A 16,165-nucleotide genomic window follows, 5' to 3' on the forward strand; every position below is an offset into this window, starting at 1 on the left:
AAATGGGCGTGGCAGGGCAGACAACCAACATGCAACTCTACGGCATTCGGCCCGGAAAGTTAAATCCAGCCATGTTAGCGCACATTGCCCGGGTATGCACCAAATTCGCCCGCTGGAGTTGTTACGGCCTGGGCGCTGCTGATCCCGTCCAAAATGGCCAAACGTACGACGTCGGCTGCCGCACTCTGCAGCGTAATGAGACTTATCTGCCGGGCCGCTTCCGTACTCCTGTCCAGCTCCTGGCCCCCGGTGGCGAGGCAGAACACGGTGTCCCCGTCGGCCAGGGTGTGGCTCGGATTCAGCGCCCGCGCCAGCCCCGCGTGGGCAGCCGAGGCGGTCCGCTTGCACTCGGCCACGTCAAGCCCGGCATTCGTGGCGACCACGACGAGGGTGGTGTTAAGCGCTGGGCCGGGTTCCGTCCCGACGGCCGAAACCCTCTGCGTGCTCGCTCGTTCCTCCCCACCGGCCCCCTCGCCTCGCAAGCTCGGCGAGGGAACCCCGCCGTCGTGGCCCCAGCTTAGACGCACGCTGCCGGGTTCCACCCGCTGCTCCGGTGTGCCCGGCTCACCGGAAGCCTCTGCTGCCAGCGGAAGGCCGAGCGCATTGACCACTGCCAGGGCACCGACCACCACGCCGTTCTCCAGGGTGATGGACGCTGTGCCCACGCCGCCTTTGTATTTCCCGCGTCCGATGACGGCTCCGGTGCCGGCACCCACGTTGCCGCGTTCGACGTCGTGCCCTTCGGTTTGCGCTCCTGCAGCCGCTGCCGCCGTGTACCCCATGGTCTCGTCCGGGCGGGCGTTGAAGTCGCCGCCGCGGCCGAGGTCGAAGATGGCGGCTGCCGGCACGATGGGCACTACCCCACCCGTCACGGCGAAGCCGCGGCCCTGCTCCTCGCACCAGCGCTGGACGCCGTGCGCTGTAACCAGCCCGTAGGCGCTGCCGCCTGTGAGCACCACGGCGTCCACGGTGCGCACCAGGGTGGTGGGGTCCAGAGCATCGGTCTCATGGGTGCCTGGTCCTCCCCCGCGAACGTCCACCGAACCCACTGTCCCCGCAGAAGGCAGCACCACGGTCACCCCGCTCAGCCACCCGCCGTCGGACTTCTGCTGGTGCCCCACACGCACGCCTAGCACGTCGGTGATCTGTCCCTGCGCTGCGGCTCCGCCACTCGGTCCCATGGCTCCCATTCTGCCCCGGGAGCTGACACGGCGACGCAGAAAGATACCCATGACGCGCAAAATCCCTGGCGACACCGGAATTCCGGTAGCGTCAGGGATTTTGCGTGTCGCCAGGCTAGGTGCGAGTCGCCCAACTAAAAGCGTGTCCTCAGGGGATCGGGACCGGCACCACGCCAAGGGGCGCGAGCCTGGCCGCGCCGCCGTCGGGCGAGGACAGCACCCAGATGCCCTTCTCGTGGACGGCCACGGAGTGCTCCCACTGGCACGAACGCTTGCCGTCGGTGGTGACCACGGTCCAGTCGTCCTCCAGCACTGCCGTCTCGATGCCGCCGCGAACCAGCATGGGTTCGATGGCAAGGCACAGGCCGGGGCGGATCTTCGGACCGCGGTGGCTGGTGCGGTAGTTCAGGACGTCGGGGGCCATGTGCATCTCGGAGCCGATGCCGTGGCCCACGTAGTCCTCGAGGATGCCCAGGGGCTTGCCCGGGACGGAGGAGACATAGTCGTCCACTGCCGCACCGATGTCGCCCACGAACTTGCCCTTGGCCAGGGCTGCGATGCCGTGCCACATGGCCGTCTCGGTGACGTCGGAGAGGCGCTGGTCCTCCGGGTCCGGCGTTCCCACGATCACAGTCCGCGCCGAGTCGGAGTGCCAGCCGTTGACGATGGCGCCGCCGTCGATGGAGATGATGTCCCCGTCCTGGAGGACCTTGTCGCCCGGGATGCCGTGGACCACTTCCTCATTGACGGAAGTGCAGATGGTGGCGGGGAACCCGTGGTAGCCCAGGAAGTTGGACTTGGCACCAGCCTCGAGCAGCACGGCAGCGAAGACCTCGTCGAGCTGCTTCGTGGTGACCCCGGGGGCAGCCGCGGCCACGGCAGCATCGAGGGCGCGGCTCAGGACGAGCCCGGCCTCGTGCATGGTGCGCATCTGGGCGTTGGTCTTGTATTCAATCCGTGGCTGGCCGAATGCCATCAGCGGTTTTTCCTCTCAATGTGCCTCGTCCTTGCGGCCGCAGGATGCGGGACCGGAAAGCGCGGGGCTAAATGCCGGAGGCCCCCCCCAATAATCCGGGAGGAGCCTCGCAGCGTTGGAACTAATTTCAGGCGGCCTGAGCTTCCTTGATGGCCTGCATGACGCGGTCGGTGACCTCGTCGATCTGGCCGATGCCGTCAACCTGGGTCAGGATGCCGCGTTCGGCGTACTTGGCCACAACGGCTTCGGTCTGCTCGTGGTACAGATCCAGGCGGTGGCGGATGACGGCTTCGTTGTCGTCACTGCGTCCGGTTTCCTTCGCACGGCCCAGCAGGCGGGCAACGAGTTCCTCGTCATCGGCCGTGAGCTGCAGGACAACGTCCAACTTCTGGTCGCCGTCGGCCAGGATCTGGTCCAGGTAATCAACCTGGGCGGTGGTGCGCGGGTAGCCGTCCAGCAGGAAGCCGTCCTCGACGTCGGCTTCGCTGAGACGGTCGCGGACCATCTTGTTGGTCACGCTGTCCGGGACGAAGTCGCCCGCGTCCATGTACTTCTTGGCCTCAACGCCGAGCGGCGTCTCACCCTTGACGTTGGCGCGGAAGATGTCGCCGGTGGAGATCGCAACGACGCCGAGGCGGTCTGAGATGCGTTCCGCCTGCGTGCCCTTGCCCGAACCCGGTGGTCCGATAATCAACATTCTGGTCATCGCAATAGCCCTTCGTAGTGACGCTGCTGTAGCTGCGCGTCAATTTGCTTGACGGTTTCCAGGCCAACGCCCACCATGATCAGGATCGAGGTGCCACCGAACGGGAAGTTCTGGTTTGCGTTGATCAGCACGAGCGCCACCAGCGGGATCAGTGCCACGAAGCCAAGGTAAATGGCACCGGGCAGCGTGATGCGCGACAGGACGTACTGCAGGTAATCCGCGGTCGGCTTGCCGGCACGGATACCCGGGATGAAGCCGCCGTATTTCTTCATGTTGTCGCTGACCTCTTCAGGGTTGAAGGTGATCGCGACATAGAAGTAGGTAAAGAAAACGATCATGGCGAAATAGAGTGCCATGTAGATGGGGTGGTCCCCGCGGGTCAGGTTGTTGTTGATCCACTCAACCCACGGCTGGATGGACTCCCCCGGTTTCGGCTGGTTGAACTGTGAGATCAACGCCGGCAGGTAGAGCATCGAGGAAGCGAAGATGACGGGAATGACGCCGGCCATGTTCACCTTGATGGGAATGTAGGTGCTGGTGCCGCCCACTGTGCGGCGGCCGATCATGCGCTTGGCGTACTGCACCGGGATGCGGCGCTGGGACTGCTCCACGAAGACCACCAGGGCAACGGTCAGCAGGCCGATGGCCAGGACGATGAAGAACGTGCCCGGACCCTGTGCGGACCAGATGGCGCCCAGGGAGGTGGGGAAACCGGCAGCGATCGCCGTGAAGATGAGCAGCGACATGCCGTTGCCGACGCCCTTCTCGGTCACGAGCTCACCCATCCACATGATGAGGCCGGTGCCGGCCGTTAGCGTGATGACGATGAGGATCGTGGTGATGACGCTCTGGTCCGGGATGATCGGCAAGTTGCAGCCGGGCAGCAGCTGGCCTGACCGCGCCAGCGACACCAGCGTCGTGGCGTTCAGCAGGCCAAGGGCAATCGTCAGGTACCGCGTGTACTGCGTCAGCTTGGACTGCCCCGAGGCACCCTCTTCGTACAGCTGCTGGAACCGCGGGATGACCACGCGCAGCAGCTGCACAATGATGCTCGCCGTGATGTACGGCATGATTCCCAGAGCGAAGATGGAGACCTGCAGCAACGCACCGCCGCTGAAAAGATTGACGAGCTGGTAGATCCCGCCCTGGGTCTGCCCGTTCGACAAGCATTGCTGGACATTCTGGTAGCTCACACCGGGCGAGGGGATAAAGGCTCCCAAGCGGAAGATTGTGATGATTCCCAGCGTGAACAACAACTTGCGTCGCAGATCAGGCGTCCGAAACGCCCGGCCGAATGCGCTTAGCAAGCGTCCTCCTCAGTTGTTAATAAGTCTCGTGATGCAGGTGTATAAACCCAACAACCGAGTCTAACCGGTGTTTGCGGCATGCGAACAATCCGGAAGACCCAATAGGTATGAAAAAACTCCCGGCACAGGGGCCTCGGCCCCCGTACCGGGAGTTTGCGCAGCGGGCTATTGCCCACCGGCTCCGGGACGGAATCCCTTAGAGCGCGGTGGTGCTGCCGCCGGCTGCTGCAATCTTTTCTGCGGCGCTGGCCGAGAATGCGTGGACGGTGACGTCAACCTTGACGGTGATGTCGCCGGTGCCCAGCACCTTGACGGGCTGGTTCTTGCGAACGGCACCCTTTTCGACCAGGTTCTCCACGGTGACTGCGCCACCTTCCGGGAACAGCTCGTTGAGCTTGTCCAGGTTTACAACCTGGAACTCAACCCGGAACGGGTTCTTGAAGCCGCGCAGCTTCGGCAGGCGCATGTGCAGCGGCAGCTGGCCGCCGGCAAAGCCAGCCTTTACCTGGTAGCGGGCCTTCGTACCCTTGGTACCGCGACCTGCGGTCTTACCCTTGGAGCCCTCACCACGACCAACACGGGTCTTGGCGGTCTTGGCACCCGGGGCGGGACGCAGGTGGTGAACCTTCAGAGCGCTCTGCTTCTCAGCAGCTGCGGTCTCAGCGGTGTTCTTCTCAGCCATTACTTCGCCTCCTCAACATTCACGAGGTGCGGAACCGTGTTGAGCATTCCGACGGTCACAGCGTCAGCGGTGCGGACAACGGTGTGTCCGATGCGCTTGAGGCCGAGCGACCGAAGGGTGTCGCGCTGGTTCTGCTTGGCGCCAATGACGCCCTTGATCTGGGTGATCTCCAACTTGGCGTCGGAGGGAGTCAGGTTCTTAGCCATAACCTAGACACCTGCCTTCTGGTTCATCAGAGCCTTCACCAGTGCCGGCGGAGCGATCTCGTCGAGGGGCAGGCCACGGCGTGCTGCCACGGCTGCCGGCTCTTCGAGGCGCTTCAGGGCATCAACGGTCGCGTGAACGATGTTGATGGCGTTGGAGGAACCGAGCGACTTGGAGAGGATGTCGTGGACGCCCACGCACTCCAGTACTGCACGGACCGGACCACCGGCGATAACACCGGTACCGGCGGAAGCCGGACGCAGCATTACGACACCAGCGGCGGCTTCACCCTGAACGCGGTGAGGAATGGTGTTGCCAACGCGGGGAACGCGGAAGAAGGACTTCTTGGCCTCTTCAACGCCCTTGGCGATAGCAGCGGGAACTTCCTTGGCCTTGCCGTAGCCGACGCCGACCATACCGTTGCCGTCACCAACGACGACGAGTGCGGTGAAGCTGAAGCGACGACCACCCTTGACGACCTTGGAGACGCGGTTGATGGTGACAACGCGCTCTACGAACTGGTTCTTCTCGGCTTCACGTCCGCCATCGCGGCCGCCACGGCCACCGCGGTCGCCGCGGCCCTGGCCACGGTCGCCACGCTCGCCGCGACGGGCGCCACCACGGCGGTCGTCAGCAGCGGCGGGGGCAGTGGTCTCAGCAGCTGCGGCTTCGGGAGCCTTCTCTTCTGCAGACACAGTGTCCTTTTCCTTGTTTGCTTCGGTCACAGTGACAGCCCACCTTCGCGTGCACCGTCAGCGACGGCGGCGATCCGGCCGTGGTACTTGTTACCACCACGGTCGAAGACAACAGCTTCGACGCCGGCAGCCTTGGCACGCTCGGCTACGAGCTCGCCAACGCGCTTGGCCTTGGCGGTCTTGTCACCGTCGAATGCACGAAGGTCAGCTTCCAGAGTGGACGCACTTGCTACGGTCTGGCCAATGGTGTCGTCGACAACCTGGACAAATACGTGGCGTGCGGAGCGGTTGACGACCAGGCGAGGACGTACAGCCGTTCCGGAAATGCGCTTGCGGATACGAAGCTGGCGGCGGCTGCGCGAAGCAGACTTGCTCTTGTTCGTACGCTTCTTGTTAATGGCGATGGCCATGGTTACTTACCAGCCTTTCCGACCTTGCGGCGGATGACTTCGCCCGCGTAGCGGATGCCCTTGCCCTTGTACGGGTCAGGCTTGCGCAGCTTGCGAATGTTGGCAGCAACCTCGCCGACCTGCTGCTTGTTGATGCCTGAGACAGAGAGCTTGGTCGGTCCCTCTACTGCAAAGGTGATGCCGGCCGGAGCGGTAACGCTGACCGGGTGGCTGTAGCCGAGAGCGAACTCAAGGTCAGATCCCTTGGCCTGAACGCGGTAACCGGTACCGACGATTTCAAGCTTCTTCTCGTAACCTGCGGTGACACCCTGGATCATGTTGGAGATCAGGGTGCGGGTCAGGCCGTGGAGCGAACGGGAGGCGCGCTCGTCGTTCGGGCGGGTGACGGTCAGGGTGCTGTCTTCCAGCGCAACCTCGATCGGGCTGGCCACAGTGTGGGTCAGCTCGCCCTTGGAACCCTTAACGCTGACGACAGAGCCGTCAACCTTGACCTCAACGCCGGCAGGAACGGTGATGGGGAGACGTCCAATACGTGACATTATTCTCTTCCTTTCCCGTTACCAGACGTAAGCGAGGACTTCGCCGCCCACGCCCTTCTTGCCGGCCTGCTTGTCAGTCAGGAGGCCGGAAGAGGTGGACAGAATTGCGATACCCAGGCCACCCAGCACGTGCGGCAGGTTGGTGGACTTCGCGTAAACGCGGAGACCCGGCTTGGAGATGCGACGGACACCCGCGATTGAACGCTCGCGGTTGGGGCCGAACTTGAGATCAAGGGTCAGCTTCTTGCCGACTTCTGCGTCCTCTTCCTTCCAGCCGGCGATGAAACCTTCGGCCTTCAGGATGTCAGCAACGCGAGCCTTGAGCTTGCTGTAAGGCATAGACACGGAATCGTGGTATGCCGAGTTTGCGTTACGCAGGCGCGTAAGCATATCTGCGACAGGATCTGTCATAGTCATTTGGGCACTTGCCCTTCCTCGTAACGGTTTCCGCCGTCCTGTTCCCAGGGAAGCAGAGCGGCCGGACCTTTTACGTAGTTAATTAAGCTTCGGTTTTGAACGGGAAACCAAGCGCCTTGAGCAGCGCGCGGCCTTCGTCGTCGGTCTTGGCGGTGGTCACAACCGTGATGTCCATACCGCGGGTGCGGTCGATGGAGTCCTGGTCGATCTCGTGGAACATAACCTGCTCGGTCAGACCGAAGGTGTAGTTGCCGTTGCCATCAAACTGCTTGCCGCTGAGGCCGCGGAAGTCGCGGATACGGGGCAGGGCCAGCGTGACCAGACGGTCCACGAATTCCCACATGCGGTCGCCACGCAGGGTTGCGTGTGCACCAATGGGCATGCCTTCGCGCAGCTTGAACTGGGCGATCGACTTGCGGGCCTTGGTGACCTGCGGCTTCTGGCCGGTGATCAGGGTGAGGTCGCGGACAGCGCCGTCGATCAGCTTGGAGTCCTTGGCGGCATCTCCAACACCCATGTTCACTACAACCTTGACCAGACGGGGAACCTGGTTCACGTTCTCGTACTTGAATTCCTCAAGAAGCGCGCTCTTGATGGAATCGGCGTACTTGGTCTTCAGACGAGGAACGATCTTCGTTGCCGGAGTCTCGAGAGTCTCAGTCATTAGATGTCCTTCCCGGAGCTCTTGGCCACGCGGATGCGGACGGTCTTCTTGACGCCGTCCTTCTCTACGGTGTCGAGGCGGAAACCAACGCGGGTCGGCTTCTTGGTGGACGGGTCAACCAGGGCCACGTTGGAAACGTGGATGGAAGCCTCGACAACCTCGATGCCGCCGGTCTTGGTGCCGCGCTGCGACTGTCCAACCTTGGTGTGCTTGGTTACGCGGTTGATACCCTCAACCAGCACGCGGTTGGTTTCCGGGAACACGCGCAGGACCTTGCCCTGCTTGCCACGGTCGCCGCCGCGCTCAGCCTTGGCGCCAGTGATGACCTGAACCAGGTCACCCTTCTTGATCTTAGCCATGGACTAGAGCACCTCCGGAGCCAGAGAAACGATCTTCATGAACTTCTTGTCACGGAGTTCACGACCAACCGGTCCGAAGATACGGGTACCGCGGGGGTCACCGTCGTTCTTCAGGATGACGGCTGCGTTCTCGTCAAACTTGATGTAGGAACCATCCGCACGGCGGCGTTCCTTCTTGGTACGGACGATGACAGCCTTGACGACGTCGCCCTTCTTTACGTTGCCGCCCGGAATTGCATCCTTGACGGTTGCGACGATTACGTCGCCAATGCCTGCGTAGCGACGGCCAGATCCACCGAGAACGCGAATGGTAAGGATTTCCTTAGCACCCGTGTTGTCGGCGACCTTGAGTCGCGACTCCTGCTGAATCACTATTTACTCCTTGCGTCGCGCCGGTTCTCAGACCGAAAATCTTCCTACGGAATGAGCCTTGCGGAACGGTTGATCGGGGTGTCTCTTGACCTGACTGGATTTTGCCAGACCAGGCCTAAACGCCCGTGCCACAAACAGTTGCTTCCCAGCCCTTCGAGGCGCAGGGGAACACTATGCCGTGGCACGATTGTTTACGAGGTTTGCTGTCGGCGCGCAAAAGGCGCCATACAAACTCAATATCCTAGCACAGTTCAGGGCAGACTCCATATCACCAGTCGGGGCTCCCCCGCAACGTACGACGGCGACATGTAAGGCCGGCATTCGTCCCGCCGTCGGCCGCTTCCCCGCTTAAACGCGGAAACCCCCGTTCCCAAAGGGAACGGGGGTTTCCGTTACAGACGCCAGGGGCGATGCTGCAGGTGTTACTTAGCCTTCTCGAGGATCTCCACGAGCCGCCAGTTCTTGGTGGCGGACAGCGGGCGGGTCTCGGCGATGACAACCAGGTCGCCGATGCCGGCGGTGTTCTGCTCGTCGTGTGCCTTGACCTTGGAGGTGCGGCGGATGACCTTGCCGTACAGGGCGTGCTTCACGCGGTCTTCAACCTGAACAACGATGGTCTTGTCCATCTTGTCAGAGACCACGTAGCCGCGACGCGTCTTACGGTAACCGCGCTGCTCAGCCGTAGCTGCCGTAGCAGTTTCCGTCACGTTCTCGTCCTTTTCACTCACTTGGCGTCCTCCTCGGTCTCAGCCTCGGCAGGCTTTTCAGCCTTCTTAGCTGCAGACTTCTTGGACTTCTTTTCTTCCTTGGCTTCCACAACCGGTGCGGCAACCTCGGCACGAATGCCCAGCTCGCGCTCACGGAGAACGGTGTAGATGCGTGCGATGTCCTTCTTTACCGCGCGCAGACGACCGTGGTTCTCCAGCTGTCCGGTGGCGGACTGGAAACGCAGGTTGAACAGCTCTTCCTTGGACTTGCGGAGTTCTTCAACGAGACGCTCGTTGTCGAAACCGTCCAGCTGTGCGGGTGCAAGATCCTTTGACCCAACTGCCATTTCTATTCACCACCTTCGCGACGCACAATGCGTGCCTTCAACGGGAGCTTGTGGATCGCCAGGCGCAGGGCCTCGCGAGCTACCTCATCACTGACACCGGAGAGTTCAAAGAGAACCCGGCCCGGCTTGACGTTGGCGACCCACCATTCCGGCGAACCCTTACCGGAACCCATGCGGGTTTCGGCAGGCTTCTTGGTCAGCGGACGGTCCGGGTAGATGTTGATCCAGACCTTACCGCCACGCTTGATGTGGCGGGTCATCGCGATACGGGCAGATTCGATCTGACGGTTCGTGACGTATGCCGGGCTCAGGGCCTGGATGCCGTACTCACCGAAGGAGACCTTGGTACCGCCCGTGGCAGCGCCGGAACGACCCGGGTGGTGCTGCTTACGGTGCTTGACTCGACGTGGGATAAGCATTTAAGCCTGTCCTCCTTCTGCTGCCTGTGCCGGAGCTGCTGCCTCGGCTGCCGGAGCTGCGGCAGCCGGTGCTGCGTCGGCTGCCGGACGGTCGTTACGACGACGGCGGTCACCACGGTCGGCGCCACCCGGGCGGCCCGGACGGTCGCCGGAACGGCCACGGGACGGAGCAGCAGCTGCCTGCTGAGCCAGTTCCTTGGAGGTGACGTCGCCCTTGTAGATCCAGACCTTCACGCCGATGCGGCCGAAGGTGGTCTTGGCTTCGTAGAAGCCGTAGTCGATGTTCGCGCGGAGGGTGTGCAGGGGCACACGGCCTTCGCGGTAGAACTCCGAGCGGGACATTTCTGCGCCACCCAGACGGCCCGAGCAAGCGATACGGATACCCTTGGCACCGGCACGCTGTGCGGACTGCATGGCCTTCTTCATCGCGCGGCGGAATGCCACGCGGGAAGTCAGCTGCTCTGCAACACCCTGGGCAACAAGCTGGGCTTCCATCTCGGGGTTCTTGACCTCGAGGATGTTCAGCTGGACCTGCTTGCCGGTGAGCTTTTCGAGCTCGCCGCGGATGCGGTCTGCCTCGGCGCCGCGGCGGCCGATGACGATGCCCGGACGTGCCGTGTGGATGTCCACGCGGACACGGTCGCGGGTGCGCTCGATCTCGACCTTGGCGATGCCGGCGCGCTCCATGCCCGTGGACATGAGCTGGCGGATACGGATGTCCTCGCGAACGAAGTCCTTGTACCGCTGGCCGGACTTGGTGCTGTCAGCGAACCAGTGCGATACGTGATCGGTGGTGATGCCGAGTCGGAACCCGTGCGGGTTTACTTTCTGTCCCACTTAGCGAGCCTCCTCTTTCTCCGGGGTAGCGACTACCACGGTGATGTGGCTGGTGCGCTTCTTGATCTGAAATGCACGACCCTGGGCACGCGGCTGGAACCGCTTCATGGTCGGGCCTTCATCAACAAACGCTTCGCTGATGATGAGGTCACCTTCGTCGAACGCAACACCGTCGCGGTCCGCGAGGACCCGGGCGTTGGAGATCGCCGACTGAACTACCTTGAATACCGGCTCCGAAGCTGCCTGGGGGGCAAACTTCAGAATTGCCAGAGCCTCGTTCGCTTGCTTACCACGAACAAGGTTGACGACGCGCCGGGCCTTCATAGGCGTTACGCGGATGTGGCGCGCAATTGCCTTGGCTTCCATTGCTTTCCTTCTCTCGTCTTTGACGTAAGTGCAGGCGCCTAGCGGCGCTTGCCCTTACGGTCGTCCTTGACATGGCCGCGGAATGTCCGCGTGGGAGCGAATTCGCCGAGCTTGTGCCCGACCATCGACTCGGTGACAAACACCGGGATGTGCTTGCGTCCGTCGTGCACGGCGATCGTGTGCCCGAGCATGTCGGGGATGATCATCGAGCGGCGGGACCAGGTCTTGATGACGTTCTTGGTGCCCTTTTCGTTTTCCCTTGCGACCTTCACAAAGAGGTGCTGGTCAACGAAAGGACCTTTTTTCAGGCTGCGTGGCATGTGTCCAGGCTCCTATCGCTTGTTCTTGCCAGTACGACGGCGACGAACAATAAGCTTGTCGCTCTCTTTGTTGGGGCGGCGGGTACGGCCTTCAGGCTTACCGTTCGGGTTGACCGGGTGACGACCACCGGAGGTCTTACCTTCACCACCACCGTGCGGGTGGTCAACCGGGTTCATGGCGACACCACGGACGGTCGGGCGAACGCCCTTCCACCGCATACGGCCGGCCTTGCCCCAGTTGATGTTCGACTGCTCGGCGTTGCCGACCTCGCCGATCGTGGCGCGGCAGCGCACGTCAACGTTGCGGATTTCGCCGGAGGGCAGACGCAGCTGGGCGAAACGGCCTTCCTTGGCGACGAGCTGAACAGAAGCACCGGCGGAACGGGCCATCTTGGCACCGCCGCCCGGGCGCAGCTCCACCGCGTGGATAACCGTACCCACGGGGATGTTGCGCAGGGGCAGGTTGTTGCCAGGCTTGATGTCAGCGTTGGCGCCGGCTTCCACGAAGTCGCCCTGGGAGAGCTTGTTCGGGGCGATGATGTAACGCTTGGTGCCATCAACGTAGTGCAGGAGGGCGATGCGAGCCGTGCGGTTCGGATCGTACTCGATTTCGGCAACGCGGGCGTTGACGCCGTCCTTGTCGTGGCGACGGAAGTCGATCAGACGGTACTGGCGCTTGTGGCCACCACCCTTGTGACGGGTCGTGATCTTACCGGTGTTGTTACGGCCGCCCTTTTTGGGCAGCGGACGTACCAACGACTTTTCCGGCGTCGACCGCGTGATTTCGGTGAAGTCCGCTACGCTCGAGCCGCGACGGCCCGGGGTAGTCGGCTTATATTTACGGATTCCCATAATTCATTTCCTCGTTAAAGTGGTCTCCGCTACGCGAGCGGACCGCCGAAGATGTCGATCGTGCCTTCTTTGAGGGTCACAATGGCACGCTTGGTGTTCTTGCGGGTTCCCCAGCCGAATTTGGTGCGCTTGCGCTTACCGGCACGGTTGATGGTGTTGATCGATTCGACTTTGACGGAGAAAATCTTCTCCACGGCCAGCTTGATCTCGGTCTTGTTCGAGCGGGGGTCCACCAGGAAGGTGTACTTGCCCTCATCGATCAGGCCGTAGCTCTTTTCCGAGACGACGGGTGCAAGCACGACGTCGCGCGGGTCTTTGATGGTGGCTGCGCTCACTTGGCATCCTCCTCGTTCTTTGCAGCCTTGTCAGCAACGAATGCTTCGTAGGCAGCCTTGGTGAAGACTACGTCGTCGGAAACGAGCACGTCGTAGGTGTTCAGCTGGTCCACGTACAGGACGTGAACTTCGGCGAGGTTGCGCACGGAGAGTGCAGCAACGTCGTTCGCGCGCTCGATGACGACCAGCAGGTTCTTGCGCTCGGAAACTCCGCGCAGGGCTGCCAGTGCTGCCTTGGAGGACGGCTTGTCGCCGGCAACCAGTTCAGAAACGACGTGGACGCGGCCGTTGCGGGCGCGGTCAGAGAGAGCGCCGCGCAGTGCAGCAGCAATCATCTTCTTGGGGGTGCGCTGGCTGTAGTCACGCGGGGTGGGACCGTGGACAACGCCACCGCCGGTCATGTGCGGAGCACGGATCGAGCCCTGACGGGCGCGGCCGGTACCCTTCTGCTTGAACGGCTTGCGGCCTGCACCGGAAACTTCGGCGCGGGTCTTGGTCTTGTGGGTACCCTGGCGAGCAGCAGCGAGCTGGGCAACGACGACCTGGTGCAGCAGCGGCACGTTGGTCTGAACGTCGAAGATCTCTGCAGGCAGGTCAACCTTGACAGTGTTAGCCATTGAACTAGGCTCCCTTCACGGCGGTGCGTACGAGTACGACCTGGCCGCGGGCACCGGGAACGGCGCCCTTGATCAGGAGCAGCGACTTCTCGACGTCAACCGCGTGGACCGTGAGGTTCAGCGTGGTGTGACGAACGGCGCCCATGCGGCCGGCCATTTTCATGCCCTTGAAGACGCGGCTCGGGGTGGATGCTCCACCGATAGAACCGGGCTTACGGTGGTTCTTGTGGGCACCGTGGGAAGCTCCAACGCCGTGGAAGCCGTGACGCTTCATAACACCGGCGAAGCCCTTACCCTTGGTGGTGCCTACGACGTCGATCTTCTGGCCGGCTTCGAAGACCTCTACGGAGAGCTCCTGGCCCAGCTCGTACTCAGCAGCATCTGCGGTACGGAGTTCGACGACGTGACGGCGAGGCGTGACGCCTGCCTTTTCAAAGTGACCAGCCAGCGGCTTGGTGACCTTGCGGGGATCGATCTGGCCGTAGCCGATCTGAACGGCGACGTAGCCATCAACTTCTGCGTTACGCAGCTGGGTGATGACGTTCGAGTCAGCCTGGACAACAGTGACGGGGATGAGCTTGTTGTTCTCGTCCCAGACCTGGGTCATGCCGAGCTTCGTGCCCAGCAGGCCCTTTACGTTACGGGTTGCGGTCATAGTCTCTCAGCACCTCCCTACAGCTTGATTTCGATGTTCACGTCGGCCGGCAGGTCGAGACGCATGAGCGAGTCAACAGCCTTGGGCGTGGGGTCGATAATGTCGATCAGACGCTTGTGCGTGCGCATTTCAAAGTGCTCGCGGCTGTCCTTGTACTTGTGGGGAGAGCGGATAACGCAGTACACGTTCTTCTCCGTGGGCAGCGGCACGGGGCCGACTACCGTTGCGCCTGCGCGCGTGACCGTCTCAACGATCTTCCGTGCTGAAACGTCAATGACCTCGTGGTCGTATGACTTCAGCCGGATGCGGATTTTTTGTCCCGCCATGTCGCCTGACTCTCTTTCAGTAAGTGCTGCTCTGTTTACTTGCGTGTTGCATGTGGCTGCCGAAGCATTTGAAGTCGTAACTACCACCCGCCGCACAAGCTGAATCCGGATGAATCCGGGTTCCTCAACCTGCCGACGTAACCGACCCCCGCGGTCGGGCGTGTCGCGCCGTGCAAAACGCACGAGCCCGCATTTCCTTGGGGGGTGGGTTATGTTTGGGCTCCAACCTGGACCCTGGCACCCGGCATTATCCGGATCGGGACGCGAAGAAGCGCTTGAACAACTCATCTAGTATGCCGGAATTTGTCCGAGGAAGCGAATCGGGCCCCGGAGGGCATCACCTGCTGCCTCAATCCCCGCCTGCCCGGTCGTTGCCGACGGCCACCTCCGGTTGGATGATGGGTTGATGGCCGCGCAGAACGCCGACGCTGGCAGCGACGTAGTGAACGCAGATGCAGTGCAGGACCTCGCCCGGCGCCTGCGCCCGGATTTCACGCTGGGCGTTGCTGCCGCCGCCTTCCAGATCGAAGGTTCCCTTGCAGCGGACGGGCGCGGGCCGGCAGGCTGGGATGCCTTTGCGGCCACACCGGGCAACATCCTCAACGGGCATTCGCCGGCGGTGGCCTGTGACCACTATAACCGCGTGCCGGAGGACGTTGCCCTCATGCGCGAACTCGGCATCGACTCGTACCGCTTCTCGATATCGTGGCCCAGGATCCATCCGGAGGGCCGCGGCTCAGCCAACCCGCGGGGCCTGGACTTCTACGACCGGCTGGTGGACCTGCTGCTGGCGGCCGGAATAGCCCCCATGGCCACGCTCTACCACTGGGACACTCCCCTCCCCCTTGAGCGCAGCGGCGGCTGGATGAACCGCGCTACGGCTGAGCACTTCGCGGAGTATGCGGCAGCCGCCGGAAAGCGGCTCGGCGACCGCGTGGCGCAGTGGGTCACGCTCAACGAACCCGTCTCGGTCACACTGAACGGCTACGCACTCGGCGTCCATGCGCCCGGCCGCGACCTGCTGTTCAACGCGCTGCCCTCGGTCCACCACCAGCTGCTCGGCCACGGACTCGCGGTCCAGGCGCTGCGCTCCGCCGGCGTGGCCGGGACCGTCGGCGTGACCAACCTGCACTCCCCCGTTCGCCCTGCCACACGTCGGCTGGCGGACAGGCTGCTGGCCAAGGTCTGCGACCTTGTCCTCAATCGTGTGTACGCCGATCCCATCCTCCTGGGACGCTACCCCGCCCCGCCGCTTGCCGCCCGCCCCTGGTTCAGATTCTTGTCCCGGACGTCCGACGACGACCTCCGCCTGATCAGCCAGCCGCTCGACTTCTACGGGGTGAACTACTACTACCCTGTGCGCGTTGCAGCAGGCCAAGGACCACCTGACACCCCGGCAGGCAACGCCCGGGCCATGGCACGCCTGCCGTTCCACTTTGCAGCTTTCCCTGAATACCCCACCACAGGCTTCGGGTGGCCTGTGGCGCCGGGCCATCTGGGCATCCTGCTGCGGGAGCTTAAGGACAGGTACGGGGCAGCCTTGCCGCCCGTGTACATCACCGAGAGCGGCGCAAGCTTTCCGGAGCCCGAGCATGTCACCGGTCCCATAGCGGACTCGAAGCGCATCGAATACCTGGCCCGCCACTTGGACCAGGCAGTGAACTCGACTGCGCCCGGCGGCATCGCGCACGATGTGCGGCTGCTCGGCTACTTCGTCTGGACGTTGATGGACAACTTCGAGTGGGCCGCCGGGTATTCACAGCGCTTCGGTCTGGTGCACGTGGACTTCGACACCCTGAAAAGGACGCCCAAGAAGTCCTTCTACTGGCTGCAGGCGGTCAGCCAGGCGCGGGCCCGGCCTGCCTGACGCCG

At 62.8% G+C, this 16,165-nt stretch carries 25 protein-coding genes; 1 reads left to right on the forward strand and 24 read right to left on the reverse strand.

What is annotated here, in order from left to right; all coding sequences use genetic code 11:
* Window positions 1-74 precede the first annotated feature (74 nt).
* The 24 genes from ACTHQX_RS07050 to rpsJ form a co-directional block, all read right to left on the reverse strand.
* Complete coding sequence (locus ACTHQX_RS07050) at window positions 75-1,181, reverse strand: P1 family peptidase (RefSeq protein ID WP_440156584.1); 1,107 nt, start codon at window positions 1,179-1,181, stop codon at window positions 75-77.
* A gap of 148 nt (window positions 1,182-1,329) precedes the next feature.
* The gene (map, locus tag ACTHQX_RS07055) at window positions 1,330-2,157 is read right to left on the reverse strand and encodes a type I methionyl aminopeptidase (RefSeq protein ID WP_111905200.1); all 828 of its coding nucleotides are present in this window, start codon (window positions 2,155-2,157) and stop codon (window positions 1,330-1,332) included.
* 127 nt (window positions 2,158-2,284) lie between these two features.
* Complete coding sequence (locus tag ACTHQX_RS07060) at window positions 2,285-2,854, reverse strand: adenylate kinase (RefSeq protein WP_190608442.1); 570 nt, start codon at window positions 2,852-2,854, stop codon at window positions 2,285-2,287.
* Window positions 2,855-2,859: 5 nt separating this feature from the next.
* Window positions 2,860-4,170 (reverse strand): preprotein translocase subunit SecY, encoded by a 1,311-nt coding sequence (gene secY, locus ACTHQX_RS07065; protein ID WP_111905198.1) that lies wholly within the window; start codon window positions 4,168-4,170, stop codon window positions 2,860-2,862.
* A 196-nt stretch (window positions 4,171-4,366) separates the two neighbouring features.
* A complete protein-coding gene (gene rplO, locus ACTHQX_RS07070; protein ID WP_440156580.1) occupies window positions 4,367-4,852 on the reverse strand; it encodes a 50S ribosomal protein L15 in 486 nt (161 codons plus the stop codon).
* On the reverse strand, window positions 4,852-5,058 hold the full coding sequence (gene rpmD, locus ACTHQX_RS07075) for a 50S ribosomal protein L30 (protein ID WP_003803757.1): 207 nt from the start codon (window positions 5,056-5,058) through the stop codon (window positions 4,852-4,854). Before rpmD ends, rplO begins: the two co-directional genes overlap by 1 nt.
* A gap of 3 nt (window positions 5,059-5,061) precedes the next feature.
* Window positions 5,062-5,781, reverse strand: coding sequence for a 30S ribosomal protein S5 (gene rpsE, locus ACTHQX_RS07080; protein WP_440156578.1), 720 nt, complete (start codon window positions 5,779-5,781; stop codon window positions 5,062-5,064).
* A complete protein-coding gene (gene rplR / locus ACTHQX_RS07085) occupies window positions 5,778-6,161 on the reverse strand; it encodes a 50S ribosomal protein L18 (RefSeq protein ID WP_003803763.1) in 384 nt (127 codons plus the stop codon). Before rplR ends, rpsE begins: the two co-directional genes overlap by 4 nt.
* A 2-nt stretch (window positions 6,162-6,163) precedes the next feature.
* On the reverse strand, window positions 6,164-6,700 hold the full coding sequence (gene rplF, locus ACTHQX_RS07090) for a 50S ribosomal protein L6 (protein WP_102973686.1): 537 nt from the start codon (window positions 6,698-6,700) through the stop codon (window positions 6,164-6,166).
* An 18-nt stretch (window positions 6,701-6,718) separates the two neighbouring features.
* Window positions 6,719-7,117 (reverse strand): 30S ribosomal protein S8, encoded by a 399-nt coding sequence (rpsH, locus tag ACTHQX_RS07095; RefSeq protein ID WP_015937843.1) that lies wholly within the window; start codon window positions 7,115-7,117, stop codon window positions 6,719-6,721.
* Window positions 7,118-7,199: 82 nt separating this feature from the next.
* The gene (gene rplE, locus ACTHQX_RS07100) at window positions 7,200-7,781 is read right to left on the reverse strand and encodes a 50S ribosomal protein L5 (RefSeq protein ID WP_003803769.1); all 582 of its coding nucleotides are present in this window, start codon (window positions 7,779-7,781) and stop codon (window positions 7,200-7,202) included.
* Entirely contained in the window at window positions 7,781-8,140 is a 360-nt protein-coding gene (gene rplX / locus ACTHQX_RS07105) for a 50S ribosomal protein L24 (RefSeq protein ID WP_102973687.1), read from the reverse strand. The genes rplE and rplX overlap by 1 nt, the downstream gene beginning before the upstream one ends.
* A 3-nt stretch (window positions 8,141-8,143) precedes the next feature.
* Window positions 8,144-8,512 (reverse strand): 50S ribosomal protein L14, encoded by a 369-nt coding sequence (rplN, locus tag ACTHQX_RS07110; RefSeq protein WP_003803789.1) that lies wholly within the window; start codon window positions 8,510-8,512, stop codon window positions 8,144-8,146.
* Window positions 8,513-8,934: 422 nt separating this feature from the next.
* Window positions 8,935-9,240: a 30S ribosomal protein S17 gene (gene rpsQ / locus ACTHQX_RS07115; RefSeq protein ID WP_076801234.1), complete on the reverse strand. Its 306-nt coding sequence runs from the start codon at window positions 9,238-9,240 to the stop codon at window positions 8,935-8,937.
* On the reverse strand, window positions 9,237-9,566 hold the full coding sequence (gene rpmC / locus ACTHQX_RS07120; protein WP_003803792.1) for a 50S ribosomal protein L29: 330 nt from the start codon (window positions 9,564-9,566) through the stop codon (window positions 9,237-9,239). The genes rpsQ and rpmC overlap by 4 nt, the downstream gene beginning before the upstream one ends.
* A gap of 2 nt (window positions 9,567-9,568) precedes the next feature.
* Window positions 9,569-9,985, reverse strand: a complete 417-nt coding sequence (gene rplP / locus ACTHQX_RS07125; RefSeq protein ID WP_102973688.1) for a 50S ribosomal protein L16 — start codon at window positions 9,983-9,985, stop codon at window positions 9,569-9,571.
* Entirely contained in the window at window positions 9,986-10,822 is an 837-nt protein-coding gene (gene rpsC, locus ACTHQX_RS07130; RefSeq protein WP_003803796.1) for a 30S ribosomal protein S3, read from the reverse strand. It abuts the gene before it with no gap.
* On the reverse strand, window positions 10,823-11,188 hold the full coding sequence (gene rplV, locus ACTHQX_RS07135; RefSeq protein ID WP_003803798.1) for a 50S ribosomal protein L22: 366 nt from the start codon (window positions 11,186-11,188) through the stop codon (window positions 10,823-10,825).
* A 38-nt stretch (window positions 11,189-11,226) separates the two neighbouring features.
* Window positions 11,227-11,508 (reverse strand): 30S ribosomal protein S19, encoded by a 282-nt coding sequence (gene rpsS / locus ACTHQX_RS07140; RefSeq protein WP_003803803.1) that lies wholly within the window; start codon window positions 11,506-11,508, stop codon window positions 11,227-11,229.
* Between the two features lie 12 nt (window positions 11,509-11,520).
* Window positions 11,521-12,360, reverse strand: coding sequence for a 50S ribosomal protein L2 (gene rplB / locus ACTHQX_RS07145; protein ID WP_003803804.1), 840 nt, complete (start codon window positions 12,358-12,360; stop codon window positions 11,521-11,523).
* 29 nt (window positions 12,361-12,389) lie between these two features.
* On the reverse strand, window positions 12,390-12,695 hold the full coding sequence (gene rplW, locus ACTHQX_RS07150; RefSeq protein WP_011692807.1) for a 50S ribosomal protein L23: 306 nt from the start codon (window positions 12,693-12,695) through the stop codon (window positions 12,390-12,392).
* Complete coding sequence (gene rplD / locus ACTHQX_RS07155) at window positions 12,692-13,312, reverse strand: 50S ribosomal protein L4 (protein ID WP_236804510.1); 621 nt, start codon at window positions 13,310-13,312, stop codon at window positions 12,692-12,694. The genes rplW and rplD overlap by 4 nt, the downstream gene beginning before the upstream one ends.
* Before the next feature lie 4 nt (window positions 13,313-13,316).
* Window positions 13,317-13,967, reverse strand: a complete 651-nt coding sequence (rplC, locus tag ACTHQX_RS07160; RefSeq protein WP_102973689.1) for a 50S ribosomal protein L3 — start codon at window positions 13,965-13,967, stop codon at window positions 13,317-13,319.
* A gap of 17 nt (window positions 13,968-13,984) precedes the next feature.
* Window positions 13,985-14,293 (reverse strand): 30S ribosomal protein S10, encoded by a 309-nt coding sequence (gene rpsJ / locus ACTHQX_RS07165; protein WP_003803825.1) that lies wholly within the window; start codon window positions 14,291-14,293, stop codon window positions 13,985-13,987.
* A gap of 406 nt (window positions 14,294-14,699) precedes the next feature.
* Here rpsJ and ACTHQX_RS07170 point away from each other — a divergent pair, with 406 nt between their 5' ends.
* Window positions 14,700-16,160 (forward strand): GH1 family beta-glucosidase, encoded by a 1,461-nt coding sequence (locus ACTHQX_RS07170; RefSeq protein ID WP_440156568.1) that lies wholly within the window; start codon window positions 14,700-14,702, stop codon window positions 16,158-16,160.
* Window positions 16,161-16,165: the final 5 nt, after the last annotated feature.

Origin of the sequence: Arthrobacter sp. SAFR-023 (genome assembly GCF_051965295.1) — a bacterium.
Lineage (GTDB): Bacteria > Actinomycetota > Actinomycetes > Actinomycetales > Micrococcaceae > Arthrobacter.